The sequence below is a fragment of the Janthinobacterium sp. LS2A genome (assembly GCF_036543145.1).
GTDB lineage: Bacteria > Pseudomonadota > Gammaproteobacteria > Burkholderiales > Burkholderiaceae_D > Janthinobacterium > Janthinobacterium aestuarii.
On the sequence record NZ_JAZHPB010000007.1, the window covers coordinates 97,244 to 116,477 of the forward strand.

Below are 19,234 nucleotides of genomic sequence, written 5' to 3' on the forward strand. Positions count from 1 at the left end.
CAATAAGAGGCGTTGCGTGCGCTCAGTCACCGTCAAAGGATCTGCCATGTATAAGAAAATTCTGATCGCCACGGACGGCTCCACCGTCTCCAACTTGACGGCCTGTGCCGGCGTTGCCTTTGCCGAACAGATGCACGCCGACATCCTTGCCGTGTACGTGGCGCCCGAATACCAGTACCCGGTATACATCGAGATCATTCCGCCAAGCTACCCCAGCGAGGAGGAGTACCGCATCGCCATGCGCAAGGCGGGCGCCGACCACTGGCAGCCCATCCTCGACGCGGCCGCCAAGCGGGGTCTGGAAGCGACGGGCTTGACGGCCTTTTCCGACAGCCCCGCCCTGAAAATCGTGGAAGTGGCGCAATTGCAGCATTGCGACCTGATTTTCATGGGCTCGCATGGCCGCAGCGGCTGGGGACAATTGCTGCTGGGCAGCGTGACCAACAAGGTGCTGTCGCACTCAAAACTGCCGGTACTCGTGCATAGGCTGATCAAGGAACCACCGTCGGAATAAGGGGTCACATGACCACGCAGACCGCCGTTGCCGGCACATTAAGAAAAAGGCAAATTTTCGGCCGCGTCAGTTAAAATGGCAACGTTTCTCGTTTCTCAACATTTGATTGTCCGGTGACGGACAGAGCAGATTTCACGCATCCAGATTGCCCGCCTATGATACGTATTGTGATTGCCGACGACCACACCATCATGCGAGAAGGATTGAAGCGCATCCTTGACGGCGCGCCGGACATCGATATCGTGGGTGAAGCCATCGACGGCTTTGAAGTACTCAACCACGTACGCCAGGGCGGCTTCGACCTGCTGCTGCTCGACCTGTCGATGCCGGGCCGCAGCGGCGTCGACCTGATCCGGCAAATCCGCAGCGAAGCGCCGAAGCTGGCCATCCTGATCCTCACCATGCACGAGGAGGAACAATATGCGGTGCGCGCCATCCGCGCCGGCGCGCAAGGCTATCTGACCAAAGAAAGCGCGGGCACCCAGCTCGTGGGCGCCATCCACAAGGTGGCGTCGGGACGTCCGTATATCAGCGCCGAGGTGGCGGAGCAGCTCGTGCTCAACATCATGATGCCGAATGAAAGCTTGCTGCACAAACAGTTGTCGGACCGCGAGTTCGAAGTCTTTTCCCTGCTGGTGGCGGGCAAGTCGATCACGGAAATCGCCAACAATCTGCACCTGAGCGTCAAGACGGTGAGTACGCACAAGACGCGCATCATGCAAAAGATGGGCATGAGTTCGCTGTCCGAAATGGTCCAGTACGCCGTGGCGCACCGCCTCTTATCCCCCTTCAAGACTTGAGCACGGCGGCGCGCGCCCGCGCGTCGACAGTAGGAACAATCCTACCTCACCTACCACAGCTCCTACTGCCATATTCAGCCACTGCTGATATTAATTGGATACGGTTGTTGGCATACTGAAACCAGTAATCAAGTTGCTGGGAAGTTATTTCATCACACAGCAAGTCGTCAGCGAATTGAGCTTTACCTGCCTGGACGCGCGCCGCCCCTTCCCTGCCCGCCGTCCTGCGCACCCTGTTATTCAACTCTGAACTACCTGTCACCAGGAGATGAACATGCTGTCCACGCAAACGCCCGAAACCCGCGCCGCCTCCCCATCGCTGGCCCCCTCCTCTCCGATGGAAGCAGGGCGCCAGCGCCAGGGGCGGCTCTGGTCGAACCTGAAGGAGGTGTGCGACCTGCTGCATATCTCCAGCGCCTGCACCATCGCCGCCGACGAACTGCTGTTCCAGCACGTGCAATTCAAGACGGGCCAGCGCGTGCACACCATCGGCCAGCCGTTCGACACCCTGTACATCGTCAATTCGGGCTTCCTGAAAACCGTGCTCATCGATGAATTCGGCAATGAACAGGTTCTGAGCTTTCCCATGAAGGGCGACATGCTGGGCGTCGACGGCATCCACTCGCGCCATTACTCCTCGGAAGCGGTGGCCCTGTCCGACTGCGACCTGATCCTGCTGCCGTTCAAGAAGCTGACGGCGCTGGGACGTGTTCACCTGGAACTGGAAAACGTCATGTACGGCGTGATGAGCCGCGAACTGGTGCGCGAACAGGCGATGATCGGCATGCTGGGCGCCTTGAGCGCCGAGGCCCGCGTAGCGCGCTTCCTCGTTTCGCTGGCCGACCGCTTCGCGCAGATGGGTTACTCGAGCAAGCTGTTCAACCTGCGCATGACGCGCCATGAAATCGGCAGCTACCTGGGCCTGACCCTGGAAACGGTGAGCCGCACCCTGTCCGCCTTCAATGAAATCGGCCTGATCTCGGTTGACCAGCGCACCATCGGCATCAAGGATCCGGACGCCCTGAAAACCCTGCGCCGCCTGCCGCCCTCGCGCTCGCGCGCCAAGCAGCTGGCCGCCGCCAAGCTCAAGGCCGATACCACTGCGGCCGCCACTGCCTCGGCGCAATTGCTGGCCACGATTTAACGCCATCCCGCTTTCTTCCAGCTTGGCACAGGCTTGACCCGGCCAAGGCGCGCACCGCCTTGCCGGGTCTTTTTTGCCGCCACCGCCCCTCCACGCCGCGCCAGCGGCCGCCTTTGAACGACCTCGTCGGCCAAGGCGTCGCGCCGCCATAAAAAAGCGCCGGTTCCGCACAAATAAGCCTTGCTTTTCGGGCCACATTCAACAATAATGCAAATACGAATCATTCTCAACTGAGATAAAGAAAGCCCAACATGCAAAGCTCAAAACCAGCCTTGATCCAGGATGCCGCTACTGCCCACGTCCGTCCTCCCGTCAGCATGGCCCAGCCGGCGCGCCGCATCACCAGCGAAGCGCTGCTGCAGCAGGGCCGCGAAGTGGAGATTGAGCACAGCGGCAAGATCTATCGCCTGCGCGTCACCCAATTGAACAAGCTGATCCTGACTGCCTGAAGCAGCACGGCAGCCAGTCACCACGCTCGCCAGCCAGTCGCGCCCCGTGCGCGCAGCCAGCCAAACCACCGCACAGGAGTGTTTGATGGCGCACGACCGACCTTCCCCGATGTTTTCTTCCCCGCAAAGCCAACAGCCTGAATTGCTGCTATCGGCCGTGCTGCACCTGATGTCGCACTATCATGCGGGCAGTCCCTGCGAGAAACTGGCCGGTGTCATCGAACGCCATCTGCAAGCGCTGGCCGGCTCGCCCGGCCTGAGTCCCGTGCTGCAAGCAACTTGCCAGCAACTGTCACAGCAATGGGCCGCCCTGGTGGCGCTGCACCAGCCCGTGCCGCCGAAGACCACCTTGCTGGATCGCCTGGCACGCATGCTGAGCGCCAGGCGCCCCGCTTCGCCCCTGCCGCAATAGTTCTCTTCAACATCTCCACCGCCCAACAGGATATCGCCATGTGTGACAAAGACCAGTCCCTGCCCGTCATCAGCAATTGCGCCCACGCCGACACGGAAACGGCCGCGCTCGCTTCGCGCCGCCGCCGGCTGTGGGAACTGTCGCACACCTGCCATTGCCCGCTGGTGGGCGTGGGTTTGCCATTGGGCTACCTGCGCAAGCTGGTAGGCAAGATGACGGGCGGACGCGTGCTGGCCGACGACTACGAAGTGCACGTGGGCGCCGTGACGGAATGCGGCGCGCGCAACCGCCTGTCCGAAGCGCTGCAAAAGGAACTCGAACGCCGCTACGCTCCCGTGATCCTGCGCTTTCGCGGCGCCAAGACGACGGAGCAGGTAGCGCAACTGTGGCGCACGGCCGTCGCCAACGGCGACGTGTCGGGCGCTTTCTGGGCCGGCCTGACGCACCCGCGCTGCGATGCCGAGCTGGAAGAGCAGATGTGCCGCGACTTGCACATGATCCAGCACCAGGCCGGCGCCTGCGTGCGCGCCGACATGGGTAAATTTACGGCCTTGCAGGAAGAAAACGCGCGCCTGACACAGGAACTGGCCAAGCTGCAACAACGCAGCCAGGCAGCACTGATGGAAAAGACGGGCGAGCTGGAACGCCAGGAAGCCGTGCTGCTGCGCACGCGTGCCGAGGCCATCGGCAAGGATAGCGTGATCGACGGCTTGCGCGCGGAACTGGCGCAATTGCAGGCCGCCATCCCCGCGCTGGAATCGCGCACGCGCCTGGTCGAGCGCCTGGCGCAAATGGATGAGCGCGAAAAGGAATTGCGCCAGCAAATCGCGGAATTGAAACAGGCCCAGCCACGCCCGGCCGCCGTCGCGCCACCACCAGCGCCGAAGCTGGAAGTGCCGACCGGCGGCAAGCTGAAGATGCCGATCCGCCTTGTCGACCAAAGCGTCTTGTGCGTGGGCGGACGCAGCGGCAATGTCGCCACCTACCGCGCCCTGATCGAGCGGGTGGGCGCCCAGTTCGCCCACCACGACGGCGGCCTGGAAGACAATGCCAACCTGCTCGACTCGAGCCTGGCGGCGGCCGACCTGGTGATTTGCCAGACGGGCTGCATCAGCCACAGCGCCTACTGGCGCGTGAAGGATTATTGCAAGCGCACAGGCAAGCGTTGCGTCTTCATCGACAATCCCAGCATCTCCAGCCTGGCGCGCGGCTTGCAGGAAGTGAGCGGCGAAATGGACACGGCGCCGCTGGCCGATATCCAGCCGTAAGCAGTCCCCTCCGTATTAATACACGTCGCGCCGGTAGCGCCCTTCAGCTGCCAGCGCATCGAGCGCGGGCCGGCCCAGGATCTCTTGCAGCGCCTGGTCGACGCCGCCCGCCATGCCGGCCAGGCTGCCGCAAATATAGATGGCCGCGCCCTGCTCCAGCCACAGCTTGACTTCATCGGCATTGCCGCGCAGGCGGTCCTGCACATAGGTCCGCTCCGCCTGGTCGCGCGAAAACGCCAGGTCCAGGCGCGGCAAGTCGCCGCTGGCGTGCCAGCCTTCGATCTCTTCGCGATAATGAAAATCGTGGGCCACATTGCGTTCGCCAAAGATCAGCCAGTTGCGCCGCTGCCCTGCCAGCACGCGGCTTTTCAAATGTCCGCGCAAGCCGGCGATGCCACTGCCGTTGCCGATCAAAATCAATGGCCGCTGGGCATTGTCTTCCAGGCGGAAACGCCGGTGCTGGCGCAAGCGCAGCTGCACCACGTCGCCGACCTTGGCCTGCGCCGTGAGCCAGCCCGAGGCCAGGCCCAGGCTGCCATCGGGATGCGCATGCTGGCGTACCAGCAAGTGCACGCCGCCATCGCGCGGGATCGAGGCGATCGAATATTCGCGCGGCTGCGATGGGTCGGCGGGTGCCGTCACCTGCACCAGGTCGCCCGACTGCCACTCCGGCAAGCTGCCGGCCACGGGCGCCAGTTCCACATGATAGATGGCGCCGCCCGCGCTGCCGGGGTTGAGGTGGCGCCGATGCGTCAGCCGCCAGTCGCCAAACGCGGGCGCGCTCCAGTCCGGCGCGTCGCTGGTGCCGGCCAGGTGGCTCAGGTGTTGGAACCATTGCTCGATGGCGGCGCTGGCGCTGCGGTCGACTTCGATGCGCTCGAACAGACGCGACGCACCCTGCGCCGCCAGCCAGGCATCGAGCGAGCGGCCGAAACCGCAGAACTGGCCATAGCTGCGGTCGCCCAGGGCCAGCACGGCATAGTGCAATTGCGGCAGCGCAATCTCACCCGTCATCAATCGGCCCATGAAGGCGGCCGCATTGTCGGGCGCGTCGCCTTCGCCATACGTGCTGACCAGGAACAAGGCCCGTTCCGCCTGTTGCAGATCAGCGGCTGTCACTTCGGCCAGCGCACACAGGCGCACGGGGATGCCGGCCAGCTGCAGGCTCTGCGCCGTTTGCGTGGCCAGTTCCTCGGCATTGCCCGTCTGGCTCGCATACGCCACCAGCCAGGGACGGCTGTTGGCCAGCGCCGCCTTGGCCGCGTCGGACGTGCGGCGCTTGGCGCGCGCGCGCAGCCAAGGCGCCAGGCACACGCCCGCATAACTGAGGGACAGGGCGGCCAGCAAGGCCAGCCGCGTCGTATCGTGCGTAAAAATCATGGATTAATCGTTCATTCGTCGAGCATGGCCAGCATGTGGCTGCTCAGCGTTTCATGGTAGCCGTGACCGTCGCGCTGCAGGAAGCGCGCGGCCAGGCCCTGCTCTTCGGCCAGCGCCATGCCGGCCTCGACACCCAGCACGGTCAGGGCCGTCGACCAGGCGTCGGCCGCCATGCATTGCTCGTGCACGACGGTGACGGAAGCGAGTTGATTGGCGATCGGCATGCCGCTGCGCGGATCGATCGTGTGCGAGAAACGCACCGTGCCGTCCTCGAAGAAACGCCGGTAGTCGCCCGACGTCGCCACGGACAAGCCGTGCAGCGCCAGCAGCATTTCCGCCGGATGCTGCGCATGATCGGCACTATCGGCGGCGCCATCGACCTGTTCCAGCATGACCCACCACGGCTGGCCGTCGGGCTTGCTGCCGGCGCCGCGCAGCTCGCCACCGACTTCGACCAGGTAATGGTGGATGCCCTGGCTGTCCAGGTAGCGTGCCAGGCGGTCCACGCCATAGCCCTTGGCGATGGCGGACAAATCGAGCTGCAAGCCGCCCGGCTGGCGCGCGCGGCGGGCCGGCAAGTCCAGCTCCAGGCGGCGGCGCTGGCCTTGCGCCAGCAGCAGCGCCACGCTATCGCCTTTCGGCGGCAAAAAGCCCGGTTCATCGTAGCGATGGCGGGGACCGAAGCCCCACAGATTGACGAGGGCGCCCGCGCACGGGTCGTACGCGCCGCCCGACGCTTGCGACACGTGCATGGCAAAGCCCAGCACCTCGCAAAACGCGGCGGGCAGGCTGTGCCAGCTGCCTGGCCCGGCCCGGTTGAAGCGGCCCAGGTCGGACTCGTCGTTCCAGTGGCTCATTTGCGCGACGACCAGGTCCAGCTGCTGCTGCAAGCCCTGCTGCAAGTCGGCGCTGCCCGCGCGTCCCGGCATGGCGGACTCGAGCAGGCGCACCGACCAGCTGGTGCCCATGGACAAGCCACGCAAGTCCCGGATCGCGGCGCCGGGCGGCGCGGCCTGATCGGAAATATGCTGCGGCAGCAGGACCCGGCGCATCGGCGCTCTCGTGACGATGCCGCCGCTTACTGCGGCAGCACTTCCACGGTGGCCGCGTACGTCATGCGGCGCTCGGGCATCACCGGCGGCTGGCCGGCCACGGCCGGTGCGGCCGCTGGCCAGGTGCTGCTCAGGTAATACATGCCGGCTGCTGGCACCGTAAACGTGATCTCGCCCTTGGCATCGGTGCTCTGGCGGATTTCACCGAGCACGCCACGGTAGCGCACGCCGCCTGGCACCAGGCTGAAGGCCTGGTTCGCCGCCGGCTTGCCATCGACGAGGAAGCGCCACGTGGCTTTCTCGCCCGCACGCAAGTCGTTCGGGTGCGTCACGGGCACGAATTCCAGGCCCACGCCGGTCGGCTTGAACACTTCCGTGCTGGTTTCGCCATTGCTGAAGAAAGTTTCCAGGCGCGCTGCCGTGCGCGTGATTTTCAGCTCTTGCGCGTCGGCCGGCACTTCCTTCTTGAACGTCTCTTCATTGCCGCGGAAACGCTTCTGCTCGCCATTGAGCTTGTAGCTGCCCATCACATTTTGCGACACGATGGCCGCCTTGTACGTGCCCGGCTTTTCCATTTTCACGTCGAAGACGCTGCGCAAACGGCCCGTGACCGTGTTCGCCGGCGTGACTTTCGCACCATCCGGACCGGTCACTTGCAGCGCATCCAGGCGCAGCGGCTGGTGGTCGATCTCGAACAGGCCGTCGGAAACGGCCGCGTCCACCGTCACCCAGGCGTCCTTGCTTTCCACCATCGTGCTCGATGGCACCATCCAGCCGCGGTGGGCGTGGGCGTTCATGGCCAGGCCGGCCAGGGCCACGGCGATCAGGGTTTTGTTGAATTGCTTGAACATGATGTGCGCCTTATGGTTTGAGTTGGACGACGACATTGCCGAGTTCTTCCTTGCCTTTGGCAGGCACGGACTGGGCCGATTTCAGCGGCCACTGGAACGGCACGCGCACCAGTTCGCGTCCGCCCGCTTCGCGCGCCGCTTCCACGACCACCTGGTATTCGCCGGCCGGCAGCTTGTCGAGCAAGGCTTTGGCGCCGGGGAACGTCAAGGTATGTTCGCCGGGGGCGCGCGTGGCGCCGCTGACGCCGTCAACGGGCATGGCCAGGTCGCGGCCGCTCTTGCGCCACCATTGACGCATGTCCTTCAGCCATTTTTCGCCGGCCTTGTCCTTCTTTTTCACGTCATACAGCACAGCCAGATTGCCAACGACCTTCTGGTCCGCCGTTTCCAGCCACGCCGCCACGTAGGGACGGTGGTATTCCGCCACGTTCAGTTGCGGCAGTTCAATCTTGAGGGACAGGTCGGCAGCCATCGCCGACGTACCGATCAGGGGAAGGCCAAGCGCCAGGGAGTAGCGTAATTTCATGGTGTGCCTGTAAAAAGGAAAAAACATCAGTGGATAAACAGCAAGGCGATCGCGCAAGGTATCAAAATACCGAGGCCCACCATCGGCCAGGTAAATGGCCGGTTGGCCGCGTGGAACTTCAAAATCAATAATCCCGTCAGGCAAAACACGATGCAGGCACCGGCAAAGATGTCGATGAACCAGCTCCAGGCTACGCCCGTGTTGCGGCCCTTGTGGACATCATTGAGCCAGGACACCCAGCCCCGGTCCGTCAATTCATATTCGGCGGCCCCGTCTTCGAGGCCGATGCGCACCCAGGCGTCGCCGCCCGCCTTGGGCAGCGGCAGATACACTTCGTCGATCGCCCATTCGGCGGGACGCCCGCCCGCATTGAGCGACCATTGCTGCTTGAGCCAGGCTTCGGCGGCGGCCGGCATCGGTGCGTTGGCACCATCGTGCTTGGCGGCATAGGCGGCCAGTTCCGTGACGAGGGGCGCCGGCAGCTCGGCCTTCTGGCGCGTGATCGCCGGCTTCGCTTCGATCTGGCCGGCGTGGTTCAGGGTGATGCCGGTAATGGCGAACAGAAACATGCCCAGCAGGCAAAGCGCCGAGCTGATCCAGTGCCATTGATGCAAATTCTTCAGCCAGACGGCGCGGCTGGCGTTGTTCCTGGCCTTGTCTGCGGCGCCCGCATTACCCATCAATCGCTCCCGGCAAGGAGCGGGCCAGGTGGCGCGACAAGTCAGTGTGCTTCATTCCCATCCTTCAATCAAAGTGCATGCTCATATTTTCAAACAAATGATAATGATTATCATTTATTAAGTCAATACATGGGGCGCCCCGCCGGGCCAGCGTTTTGTAACAGCTTTGAAACAAAGCTGGTCTGCTACGTAAGCTGCCGTACAGAACCGCGTGCCGCGCCCGCCTATGCTGTTGTTCAGGACAACCATCAAGGGAGCAACCATGCAACAGTATTCCAGCGAACAACTGGCCAGCATCGCGGCCAAGATCAAGGACGTCAAATTCGGCATGCTGACCACCAGCGACGACATGCGCACGCTCACCAGCCGGCCGCTGACGCAGCAGCAGGTCGACAGCGAAGGGCAAATCTGGTTTTTTGTCTCGGACGATGCCGCCTACACGCGCGATTTGCTGAACAATCCGCAAGTCAACGTCAGCTTTGTCGACACGGGCGACAGCCTGTATGTGTCCGTCTGCGGCCACGCGCAGCTGCTGAAGGACCGCGCCAAGGCGGAGGAATTGTGGAGCCCGCTGGTGAAAGCCTGGTTCCCGGGCGGACTCGACGATCCGAAGCTGTCGCTGATCAAGGTGACGATACAATCGGCAGAATATTGGGATAGCAGCGCCAGCAAGATGATGCAGTTCTATGAAATGGCCAAGGCCGCCATCACGGGCGAGCCGCCGAAAGATCTGGGCGAACACGGCCGGGTCGATCTGTAGCAGATTCACCCTATTTTACCCGGGTGTTATTGACTTTCAATTTAACCCGGGTAAAATTGCCTGCATTCCCCATGGAGGCAAACATGCATACCCTCGTAACACCCGAGCTCACCGCTTTCGCCGGCAAACGCAAAGTGGCCGCCGGCACTTTGCACGCGGTCGCGCAATCGTTGAAAGAACTGGTGACGCGCGAACCCGATGCGCAGATCCTGATCTTCGACGACGCCAGCGGCAGCCAGGTCGACCTGAACCTGCATGGCAGCCTGGCCGATGTGCTGCAGCGCCTGCCACGGGCAGCCACGCCGGCGCCGCAGGAAGAGATTCCCGCGCGCACGGCAGGCCGGCCGAAGCTGGGCGTGGTGGCACGCGAAATCACCCTGCTGCCCCGTCACTGGGAATGGCTGGCAACGCAGCCGGGTGGTGCTTCCGTGGCCTTGCGCAAACTGGTGGAACACGCGCAGCGCGGCAACAAGGCGCACGATGAGCAGCGCCAGGCACGCGAAGCGGCCTATAAAGTCATGAATGCGCTGGCCGGCGACGCGCCCGGCTTCGAGGAAGCGAGCCGCGCCCTGTTCGCCGGCAAGCAGCCGGCGTTCCTCGCATGCGTGCAGGACTGGCCAGCCGACGTGCGCGAACACGTCTCGCAGCTGGCACAGCGGGGATGGTCCGAAGGTTAAGCGACGGTGGAAAGATCAGACGCCGGTGCTGCCCGTGGTATCGGGCGCATCGTCGGCGCTCTGCCGGCTCTGCCCGGCGGAACCGGCCTGGTGATGGGGCAAGCGGTCGGCGCGCCGCACTTCGCCAATGGAAAACAGATCGTCGCCGATATCGAGGCCTTGCTCGCTATCGACCAGCACAAAGTTTTCGCCCGACTCGGCCGTACTTTGCTTGCTGCCTGCCATGGACGGCGCACCGCCCTGGCTATTGCCGGGCTGCGGCGTAGTGGAGTTGCCCATCATCTTCTCCCTGATCGTGAGTACGTGAGTGCGGATTGACTGCGTTCACTGCATTGACTGCGCGTGGGCCGTGGCCGGCGCAGCTATTTCATCATAGTCCATGCCTGCTGCAATGCATCAAAATTTTCGCTAGCCAGCGGTAGCCAAACAAGCGCGGCCCTGGCCAGCGGCGTGCCTGCCTCCCGCCGGCCAAGGCCCATTGCTACTTGCAACGTGCTACTGCTTGCCAGTCACTACTTGTTGCGCGACCCCGAGCTGGAGCCCGAGCCGCCGCTTTGCTTGTTGCCACTGTCGCGGCCGCCATCCTGGTTCATGCTGGCATTGTCGCGCGAGCCGCTGGAGCTGGAGGCGCTTTGCCGGTTGGCATCGTTCTTGTGGCTTTGGCTGCCTGCGCGGCGGGCCTCTTCGGACGTGAATTCATGGGCCGTGCCCTTTTCATGCGCGGCACGTCCGCCTTCACTGGCGATTTCACGCTGCTGGGCGGGGTCCATGGAAGCGAAACCCCGTTTGCTGGTATCGCTTTGCTTGTTGCCGCCGCTGCTACTGCTGCTACTGGTTTTATTACCTTGCTGTTTATTGTCGCTCGATGTGGCCATGATGATCTCCTTGATCGATGGAATCAGAAACAATGCAAAAAACAATGCAAACCATGCAAATCTTCCCCCTCGCATGGCAAGGGAACCGTCATCTTAGTGCGCGCATGGGCCACAAGAAATAGGAGGATGGCAAGAGCGCATGTAGGATGAGTCCCGCCTACGGTAGCGTAGTTACTTTCAGTTTTCCACCAAAAGTACCAGACACTCAGCAGTTAGCGGGTAGGGCGAAAATCGCCGCGTCCGCCGTCACGTAGACGCGCTCGCCAGCTCCTGGCCGCACCGCATGGCCACCCGTGAAAGCGCCAAACGAGGGCAAGATGGCACGCTCCTGCCCCAGCAGGAAACACGGCAGGCGCAAGCCACCCCCATGTCGTCCCGTCCCTGCTGCGCGCAAGTGGAACACGGGATGCACGTGGCCAGCCAGCACGTAGCCGGGCGCCACCGTATCCGGATGATGGCAAAACGACAGCTTGCCCACTTGGTGCGGTTCGTCGACCATGCGTATCCGCAGCGTGGCGGCCGGATCGCCCGCATGCGCATCGTGGTTGCCGCGCACTACCGTCAAGCGCACGTCCCGATGGCGCGCACGCCAGGCCAGCATGGCCGCGACGGTGGCGGGCGCATGGGCGGCGCGCGCGTGCAGAAAGTCGCCGAGAAAGACGATTTCCTCGCAAGCGTAACTGGCCAGCAAGGCGTCGAGCGCCAGCAGGTTTTGCGTCGTGGTACCGCGCGGCACGGGCACGCCCAGCGCACGGAACGCGGCCGCCTTGCCGAAATGGATGTCGGCGATGACCAGCACCTTGCGCGCCGGCCAATAGATGGCCTTGTGCGCCAACAGCCAGACTATCTCGCCGGCCAGTTCCACCACGCAGTGCGCTTGCTGCTGCCCGCTCATGCGGCCGCCTTTTCCAGCGCGCTGACCAGGCGCGCCACCCGGTCCGACAGCTTTTCCGTCGTCAGCTGTTCGCGGAAGCGCTCGACCATCAGGCCGAAGGCAAATGGCGAGGCCCGCTCCAGCGCTTGCAGGGAAATGCGCCGTCCATGCAGCTCGCGCAAGGTGGCGCGCAGGCGCGTCAATTCCAGTTCCTGTTCCAGCACTTCGCGCTGCGCCTGCGTGAGCAGCAGATTGGCCGCATCGTGCTTGCGAAATACTTCAAAAAACAGCGAGGACGAGGCCTGCAACTGGCGCGCGCTTTTTGGCTGGCCCGGATAGCCCTGAAACACGAGGCCGGCGATGCGGGCGATTTCGCGGAAGCGCCGCTGCGACAGCTCCGTCGCATTCAGGCTGGCCAGCACGTCCTCGAGCAGATTGTCCGTGCTGAACAGGGCAAGGTCGGCGCCGCTGGCCCCCGACAACAGCGGCGCAAAATCGATGTCGTCCGCGCCCAGCAATTCAAAGCCGTAATCGTTGACGGCGATCGACAAGGTCGCCGGCTGCACGCGCGCGATGCGGTAGGCCAGCAGGGACGCCAGGCCCAGGTGCACGGAGCGTCCCGCAAACGGATACACGAACAGGTGGTGGCCTTCGCGGCTGGACAAGGTCTCCACCAACAGGGCCGCGCGCGTGGGCAGGCTCGACCATGCCTGCTGGATGGCCAGCAGCGGCGCCAGCGCGCGCATTTCCGGCCCGCTGGCCTTGCCTTCCTGCGCCAGTTGCAACTGGTCGAGCACGGCATGCGCGAGTTCCGACGACAGCGGCATCTTGCCGCCCTGCCAGCGCGGCACGGCGCCGCGGCTGCCCGTGGCGCGCCGCACGTAGGCCGTCATTTCGTGCACGCGCACGAATTCCAGGATGCGCCCGCCAAACAAAAAATGGTCGCCCGGCTTCAGGCGCGCGATGAATGATTCCTCGATGCTGCCGATGCGCCCGCCACCGAGGAACTTGACCTGGATCGCAGCCTCCGAGACGATGGTGCCGATGCTCATGCGGTGGCGCCGCGCCAGCGCCACGTCCGGCACGCGGTACACGCCCTCCTCGTCCGGCAGCACTCTGCGGTATTCCGGATACACGGTCAGGCTCTGCCCGCCGCGCGCGACGAAATCGAGCGCCCATTGCCACTCGTCCAGGGTCAGGTGGCGGTAGGACCAGGCCGCGCGCACTTCCGCGTACAGCTCGGCAGACTGGAAACCGCCGCCCAGCGCGATCGTCACCAGGTGCTGCACCAGCACGTCGAGCGGCTTGTCCGGCACGGGCCGCGCTTCCAGGTGGCCTTGCGCCAGGGCAGTGCGGGCAGCGGCCGCTTCCAGCAATTCCAGGCTGTTCGTGGGCACGAGGGTGACGCGCGAAATGCGGCCCGGCGCGTGGCCGCTGCGCCCGGCCCGCTGCACCAGGCGCGCGATGCCTTTCGCGCTGCCCACCTGCAGCACCCGCTCGACGGGCAGGAAATCGACGCCCAGGTCCAGGCTGGACGTGCAGACGACGGCTTTCAGCTCGCCCGTTTTCAGGTGCTGCTCGACCCACTCGCGCACTTCGCGGTCCAGCGAACCGTGGTGCAGGGCGATCAGTCCCGCCCAGTCGGGCCGCGCATCGAGCAGGTGCTGGTACCACAGCTCGGCTTGCGAACGCGTGTTGGTAAACACCAGGGTGGTGGCGCTGCCCTCGATCTCGGCGATCAACGGCTGCAGCATCTGGATGCCCAGGTGTCCGCCCCAGGGAAAGCGCGTGGGATTGACGGGAATCAGGCTGTCGACGAGGATGCGCTTTTTGACTTTGCCTTCGACCAGCACGCCGGTGCTTTCCTCGCCCAGCAAGACGTCCTGCGCCTGCTGCAAATTACCCAGGGTGGCCGACAGGCCCCACGTCATCAATGCGTCATTCCAGCGGCGCAAGCGGGCCAGCGCCAGCTGCACCTGCACGCCACGCTTGCTGCCCATCAATTCATGCCACTCATCGACGATCACGGTTTCCAGCAAGCTGAAACGTTCGCGGGCATCCGCCTGGCTCAGCATCAATGACAGGCTTTCCGGCGTCGTGACGAGCACCTCGGGCCAGGCTTTCGCCTGCCGTGCACGCTGCGCCGCGCTCGTGTCGCCCGTACGCGCCTCGATGCGCCAGCCCGGTGCAAGCTCCGCGCCCGAGGCTTGCAGCGCGCGCACCGTGTCGGCCGCCAGCGCCCGCATGGGCGTGATCCACAGCACGCGCAAGCCCTGCTTTCGTCCCTTGCGCGCCAGCCGCTCGGCGCGCAGCAAGGCGCCGAACCAGACGGCGTAGGTCTTGCCGGAGCCCGTGCTCGCATGCAGCAAACCCGATTGCCCCTGTGCGGCCGCGCGCCAGACGGCGCGCTGGAACGGGAACACCGCCCAGCTGCGCGCGTCAAACCATGCATCGATGCGCTGCGCCAGCGCGCTTTTGCTCATCGCTTGCTCATGTGGCCTGGACCAGCATGGCCTTCAGCGTGGCCAGCGTGTCCGCATCGGCGATGGCCTTGTCGTCACGCCGGCGCAAGATGCGGGGAAAGCGCACGGCGATGCCCGCCTTGTGGCGGCTGGACGCGGCGATGCCTTCGAAGCCGATCTCGAACACCATCGTCGGCTTGACGCTGCGCACGGGGCCGAATTTTTCTATCGTCGTCTTGCGGATGGCGGCGTCGACTTGGCCGATCTCCGCATCCGTCAAGCCCGAATACGCCTTGGCGAACGGCACCAGCTTGCGCTCGCCTTCCTCAACGTCATCCCACACGGCAAACGTGTAATCCGTGTACAGCGACGCGCGCCGCCCGTGACCCGCCTGGGCGTAGATCAGCACGGCGTCGATGGAATACGGGTCGATCTTCCACTTCCACCAGGTGCCCACATCTTTCGTGCGACCCACACCATACGCGGCAGACTTGGCTTTGAGCATCATGCCCTCCACGCCGCGCGCCCGCGATTCAGCGCGGATGGCCGCCAGCGCCTCCCAGCTTGCCGCCACTATGCGCGGCGACAAACGCAGCGCGGGAGAAGCCACGCCGGCCACTACCGCTTCCAGCAGCGCGCGGCGCTCGAGCTGGGGCAGCTGGCGCACGTCCACGCCATCGAGTTCCAGCACATCATAGGCCACGAGTACGGCCGGCAGCTCGGCCAGCAGCTTGGGTGACACGCTCTTGCGGCCCATGCGTTGTTGCAGATCGGCAAACGGCCCCGGAACGTCGCCCGGCTGCCAGATGAGGATTTCGCCATCGAGCACGGTGCCCTCGGGCAAGGCCAACTGCGCCAGTTCGGGAAAGCGCTCCGTGATCAATTCCTCGCCGCGCGACCACAGCCAGTTCACGCCCTCGCGGCGCAGCAGCTGGGCGCGCATGCCGTCGTATTTCCATTCGGCCAGCCAGTCGCCGATGTTGCCGAGACTCTGCGGCTCCGCCTGCAAGGGATGGGCGAGGAAGAACGGGTACGGCTGGCCGCCGCGCAGCGCATGTTCGCCATCCGACTGCGCGGCGATCAGCTTGAGAAAGCCCGCGCCCGTGGGGCTGACCTTGCCATCGGTCCAGCCCATCAGGCGCTGGGCGATCAGCTTGCTGTCGACGGCGGCGATGGACGCCAGCGCGCGCGTCACCAGCAGTTTGGATACGCCCACGCGAAAGCCGCCGCCGATCAGTTTGATCAACAAAAAACGTTCGCGCGTTTCCAGTTCGTCCCAGTAGGCCAGCAAGTCGGCGCGGATGGTCTCGGGCGGCGCGCCGCGCAACGGTGCGATGCGCTGCTCGACCCACTCGGCCAGGCCGACGTCGCTGCGTTTGGCGGGCGCGGGCAGGATCAGGGCGATGGTTTCGGCCAGGTCGCCCACGGCGTGATAGGCCTCGTCGAACAGCCAGGCATCGAGGCCCGCCCGCTCGGTCGCATACTCGCGCAGCAACTTGGTGGGCACGGCCTGGCGCGGCTTGCCGCCGGCCAGGAAGTACACGGCCCAGGCCGCGTTTTCCGGCGAGGCGCCGCGAAAATACGCTTGCAGCGCCGCCAGCTTGCGGCTGGTGGAGGTCGTCTCGTCGAGTTCCGCGTACAGCCGGGCAAAATCACGCATGAGCGACGTCCTCCGCTGCCGTGGACGCACCGGGCGCACCCTCATCGGCCTCGTCGTCGCCATACTCCGTCTCGAAGCCGCCCGCCTGCCAGCCGTTCTGCTGCAGCCAGCGCACCATCACGGGAATCGAGCCGTGCGTGACGATGATGCGTTCGGCCTGCGTGGCCGTGATCGCTTGCATCAGGCCGGGCCAGTCGGCATGGTCGGACAGGACGAAACCCCGGTCCACGCCGCGCCGCCGGCGCGCGCCGCGCAGCAGCATCCAGCCGCTGGCGAACGCATCGCTGTAGTCTCCGAAACGCTTCATCCACGGCGAGCCGGCGGCCGACGGCGGCGCGATCACCATCGCCGTCTTCAGGGCCGCCTTGTCCGTCACGTCGCTCACCATCACGGTGGCGGGCAAGGCCACGCCCGATTCGCGGTAAACCTGCGTCAAGGCCTGCGCCGCGCCATGGCAGAGGATGGGGCCGATGGAAGGATCGAGCCCGGCCAGGATGCGCTGCGCCTTGCCGAAGGCATAGCAGAACAGCACGCTGGTGCGCCCTTCAGCCGCATTCCTGCGCCACCATTGGTTGATGTCGTCATAAACTTCCTGTGGCGCCTGCCAGCGGTAGATGGGCAGGCCGAAGGTCGATTCCGTAATAAAAGTATCGCAGCGCACGGGCTCGAACGGTACGCACGTGGGGTCCGGCTGCAGCTTGTAGTCGCCCGACGCCACCCACACTTGGCCGCCCACTTCCATGCGCACCTGGGCCGAACCCAGCACGTGGCCGGCCGGATGCAGCGACACGCGCACGCCGTGGTGGTCGATGGTCTCGCCATACGCGAGGCCCTGGATGGACACGGCGCCCAGGCGCGCGCGCAATACTTGCTCGCCGGGCGCGGCACACAAGTAGTGCCGATGCCCGACACGCGCATGGTCGGCATGCGCATGCGTGATGATGGCGCGCTCGACGGGACGCCACGGGTCGATGTAGAACTGCCCCGGCACACAGTACAAGCCTTCCTTGCGCACCACCACCATGTCTGCCATGCCCTGCCCCCTGCCTTAAAAAAAGCGCGTTGGAATGGGCTGATTCTAGCGCGCTTGCGCCAAATCACTGTTCGGCAGCGCACCATGGCTTCACGCGGGAACGACGAACTCCGCCATGAAAGTACGCGTGGTGTTTTCCGGAAAGGCAATGGTGACCTGGTCGCCCGCCACCGACAGCACGGTGCCGATCTGGTAGCGCGGTACGCGCACGCGGCTGCCGACGGCGATCTGGGGTGTCGGCGCTGGCGGTGGCGTTTCAACAGGCGCGGGCGGGAACTCGTCAAGGCTGATGGGTGCGGCCAGCGCCGGCGGCGACTGGCAATTGTCGCAAGTGCAGCAGCGCTCGAAATCGCCGGCATCGCCAAAGTAATCAAGCAGCAGTTTCCATCGGCACAGGCCGCTTTGCGCGTACGCCACCATCTGCTCGAGCGCCTGCTTGTCGCGCTCCTGCTTGTCGACATAGATCTGCGACAGCTGCGCATACGCAGGCGTGGCGGCCGACTGGGCTGTCAAGCGGTAGCCGAGCTTGCGGTCCTGGCGCAGCAGCTTGCCGTCTTTTAACAGTTTCAGGCACACCTTCAAGTGGCCGTCGGAAAACTCGGGCAGGCGCGCTGCCAGGGCGGCGAACGCGAACGTGGCAGGCAATTCTTGCGCGGCCGCCACGATAGCGGCCAGTTCTTCGGCCGTGGGATAGTGCTTGGCCAGGAAAAATTGCTGCACCCGCTTGTCTTCCTGGAAGTACAGCAAGGTGCAGTCGGCGGGCAAGCCGTCGCGCCCGGCCCGGCCCGATTCCTGGTAATACGCTTCCAGATTGGCCGGCACCTGCAAGTGGATGACGAAGCGCGTGTCGGGCTTGTCGATGCCCATGCCGAACGCGTTGGTGGCGACCATGATGCGGCGCTCGCCATTCATGAACAAGTCCTGGTTGTGCTTGCGCTCGCGCGCCGCCAGCTTGCCGTGGTAGCACGTGACGCTCTCGCCCAATTCGCCCAGCCGCGCCGCCAGATCCTCGACAGCTCTGACGGTGGCCGCATACACGATGCCCACGCCGGGCGTCTCGCGCAGCAGGCGCAAGACTTCGTCCTGTTTCTCTCCGGCATTCGTGACCTGGATCACGCGGTAGCGCAAATTGGCGCGGTAGATGCCCGTGTTGATGACCTGCAGCTTGCGCGCTTCGAGCTGCGCGTCGATATCGGTTATCACTTCACCGGTGGCCGTGGCCGTCAGCGCCAGCACGGGCGGACGGCCCAGTGCGCGCAGGGCGGCCGCGATTTCCAGGTAGGCGGGACGGAAGTCGTGGCCCCACTGGGAAATGCAATGGGCTTCATCGATGACGACCAGGCTGGGCGGCGCGCTGGCCAGCAGCGACAGGAAATCGGGACTGGCCAGGCGTTCCGGCGTGCAAAAAATGATCAGCCTGCCGCCCTGGGCGATGCGGACGATAGCGTCGTCCTCTTCGGCGCGCGACAGGCTGCTGTTGAGCTGCACGGCCGTGATGCCCAGTTCGTGCAGCTTTTCCAGCTGGTCCTTCATCAGCGAAATCAGCGGCGACACGACCAGGGTGGCGCCGGGCAACAGGGCGGCGGGCAGCTGGTAGCACAGGGACTTGCCGCTGCCGGTGGGCATGATGGCCAGGGTATCGCGCCCGGCCAGCACGCTGTCGATGACTTCCTGCTGGCCCGTGCGCAGCCGCGCCACGCCAAATACCGAGCGCAGCAGACGCTGGATGTGTCGACCAGACTTGTTCAGCGAAGCAAGCATCATTGCCATCCTAAAAGTAAAACCGCCATGCCGGCGCCACAGCGCCAGGGTGAGTT

Annotated in this window: 20 protein-coding genes; 8 read left to right on the forward strand and 12 right to left on the reverse strand. The window is 64.6% G+C overall.

The features are described 5' to 3' along the window. Positions 1 to 46: 46 nt before the first annotated feature. The 6 genes from V3C40_RS19980 (at position 47) to V3C40_RS20005 (ending at position 4,587) form a co-directional block, all read left to right on the forward strand. Positions 47 to 514: a universal stress protein gene (locus V3C40_RS19980; protein ID WP_034750554.1), complete on the forward strand. Its 468-nt coding sequence runs from the start codon at positions 47 to 49 to the stop codon at positions 512 to 514. A 155-nt stretch (positions 515 to 669) separates the two neighbouring features. Continuing rightward, positions 670 to 1,314, forward strand: a complete 645-nt coding sequence (locus V3C40_RS19985; RefSeq protein ID WP_034750556.1) for a response regulator — start codon at positions 670 to 672, stop codon at positions 1,312 to 1,314. A 337-nt stretch (positions 1,315 to 1,651) separates the two neighbouring features. Next, on the forward strand, positions 1,652 to 2,458 hold the full coding sequence (locus tag V3C40_RS19990; RefSeq protein ID WP_034750901.1) for a Crp/Fnr family transcriptional regulator: 807 nt from the start codon (positions 1,652 to 1,654) through the stop codon (positions 2,456 to 2,458). 251 nt (positions 2,459 to 2,709) lie between these two features. Beyond that, a complete protein-coding gene (gene hemP, locus V3C40_RS19995; protein WP_034750559.1) occupies positions 2,710 to 2,907 on the forward strand; it encodes a hemin uptake protein HemP in 198 nt (65 codons plus the stop codon). Between the two features lie 85 nt (positions 2,908 to 2,992). Further along, on the forward strand, positions 2,993 to 3,319 hold the full coding sequence (locus V3C40_RS20000) for a hypothetical protein (RefSeq protein WP_034750562.1): 327 nt from the start codon (positions 2,993 to 2,995) through the stop codon (positions 3,317 to 3,319). Between the two features lie 38 nt (positions 3,320 to 3,357). After that, on the forward strand, positions 3,358 to 4,587 hold the full coding sequence (locus V3C40_RS20005; RefSeq protein ID WP_128142319.1) for a DUF2325 domain-containing protein: 1,230 nt from the start codon (positions 3,358 to 3,360) through the stop codon (positions 4,585 to 4,587). 15 nt (positions 4,588 to 4,602) lie between these two features. On the opposite strand, the gene V3C40_RS20010 is transcribed toward V3C40_RS20005, so the two are convergent. Genes V3C40_RS20010 through V3C40_RS20030 form a run of 5 tightly spaced genes read right to left on the reverse strand, consistent with a single transcriptional unit; the run spans position 4,603 to position 9,076 of the window. Further along, positions 4,603 to 5,967: a sulfite reductase subunit alpha gene (locus V3C40_RS20010; protein ID WP_331778333.1), complete on the reverse strand. Its 1,365-nt coding sequence runs from the start codon at positions 5,965 to 5,967 to the stop codon at positions 4,603 to 4,605. Between the two features lie 11 nt (positions 5,968 to 5,978). Beyond that, a complete protein-coding gene (locus tag V3C40_RS20015) occupies positions 5,979 to 7,019 on the reverse strand; it encodes an FAD:protein FMN transferase (protein WP_331778334.1) in 1,041 nt (346 codons plus the stop codon). Positions 7,020 to 7,045: 26 nt separating this feature from the next. After that, entirely contained in the window at positions 7,046 to 7,870 is an 825-nt protein-coding gene (locus V3C40_RS20020; protein ID WP_331778335.1) for a DUF4198 domain-containing protein, read from the reverse strand. Positions 7,871 to 7,880: 10 nt separating this feature from the next. Then, positions 7,881 to 8,396: a DUF2271 domain-containing protein gene (locus V3C40_RS20025; protein WP_070303571.1), complete on the reverse strand. Its 516-nt coding sequence runs from the start codon at positions 8,394 to 8,396 to the stop codon at positions 7,881 to 7,883. 26 nt (positions 8,397 to 8,422) lie between these two features. Continuing rightward, a complete protein-coding gene (locus V3C40_RS20030) occupies positions 8,423 to 9,076 on the reverse strand; it encodes a PepSY-associated TM helix domain-containing protein (protein ID WP_331778336.1) in 654 nt (217 codons plus the stop codon). A 262-nt stretch (positions 9,077 to 9,338) separates the two neighbouring features. Between V3C40_RS20030 and V3C40_RS20035 the strand changes: the two genes are divergently transcribed. Continuing rightward, complete coding sequence (locus tag V3C40_RS20035; RefSeq protein WP_331778337.1) at positions 9,339 to 9,836, forward strand: pyridoxamine 5'-phosphate oxidase family protein; 498 nt, start codon at positions 9,339 to 9,341, stop codon at positions 9,834 to 9,836. Positions 9,837 to 9,919: 83 nt separating this feature from the next. Next, positions 9,920 to 10,513 carry a DUF2239 family protein gene (locus V3C40_RS20040; protein WP_331778338.1) on the forward strand — a complete coding sequence of 198 codons (594 nt, stop codon included), beginning with the start codon at positions 9,920 to 9,922 and terminating at the stop codon, positions 10,511 to 10,513. A gap of 15 nt (positions 10,514 to 10,528) precedes the next feature. Here V3C40_RS20040 and V3C40_RS20045 read toward each other — a convergent pair whose 3' ends face one another. The 7 genes from V3C40_RS20045 to V3C40_RS20075 form a co-directional block, all read right to left on the reverse strand. After that, on the reverse strand, positions 10,529 to 10,792 hold the full coding sequence (locus V3C40_RS20045) for a hypothetical protein (protein ID WP_175560434.1): 264 nt from the start codon (positions 10,790 to 10,792) through the stop codon (positions 10,529 to 10,531). A 233-nt stretch (positions 10,793 to 11,025) separates the two neighbouring features. Next, positions 11,026 to 11,388: a KGG domain-containing protein gene (locus V3C40_RS20050; protein ID WP_331778339.1), complete on the reverse strand. Its 363-nt coding sequence runs from the start codon at positions 11,386 to 11,388 to the stop codon at positions 11,026 to 11,028. Between the two features lie 205 nt (positions 11,389 to 11,593). Continuing rightward, positions 11,594 to 12,283, reverse strand: a complete 690-nt coding sequence (gene pdeM / locus V3C40_RS20055) for a ligase-associated DNA damage response endonuclease PdeM (RefSeq protein ID WP_331778340.1) — start codon at positions 12,281 to 12,283, stop codon at positions 11,594 to 11,596. Beyond that, positions 12,280 to 14,745 (reverse strand): ligase-associated DNA damage response DEXH box helicase, encoded by a 2,466-nt coding sequence (locus tag V3C40_RS20060; RefSeq protein WP_331778341.1) that lies wholly within the window; start codon positions 14,743 to 14,745, stop codon positions 12,280 to 12,282. Before V3C40_RS20060 ends, pdeM begins: the two co-directional genes overlap by 4 nt. 7 nt (positions 14,746 to 14,752) lie before the next feature. After that, positions 14,753 to 16,384 carry an ATP-dependent DNA ligase gene (locus V3C40_RS20065; RefSeq protein WP_331778342.1) on the reverse strand — a complete coding sequence of 544 codons (1,632 nt, stop codon included), beginning with the start codon at positions 16,382 to 16,384 and terminating at the stop codon, positions 14,753 to 14,755. Beyond that, the gene (locus tag V3C40_RS20070) at positions 16,377 to 17,417 is read right to left on the reverse strand and encodes a ligase-associated DNA damage response exonuclease (protein ID WP_331778343.1); all 1,041 of its coding nucleotides are present in this window, start codon (positions 17,415 to 17,417) and stop codon (positions 16,377 to 16,379) included. Before V3C40_RS20070 ends, V3C40_RS20065 begins: the two co-directional genes overlap by 8 nt. Positions 17,418 to 17,507: 90 nt before the next feature. Further along, on the reverse strand, positions 17,508 to 19,178 hold the full coding sequence (locus V3C40_RS20075) for a RecQ family ATP-dependent DNA helicase (RefSeq protein ID WP_442907305.1): 1,671 nt from the start codon (positions 19,176 to 19,178) through the stop codon (positions 17,508 to 17,510). Between the last annotated feature and the right edge of the window lie 56 nt (positions 19,179 to 19,234).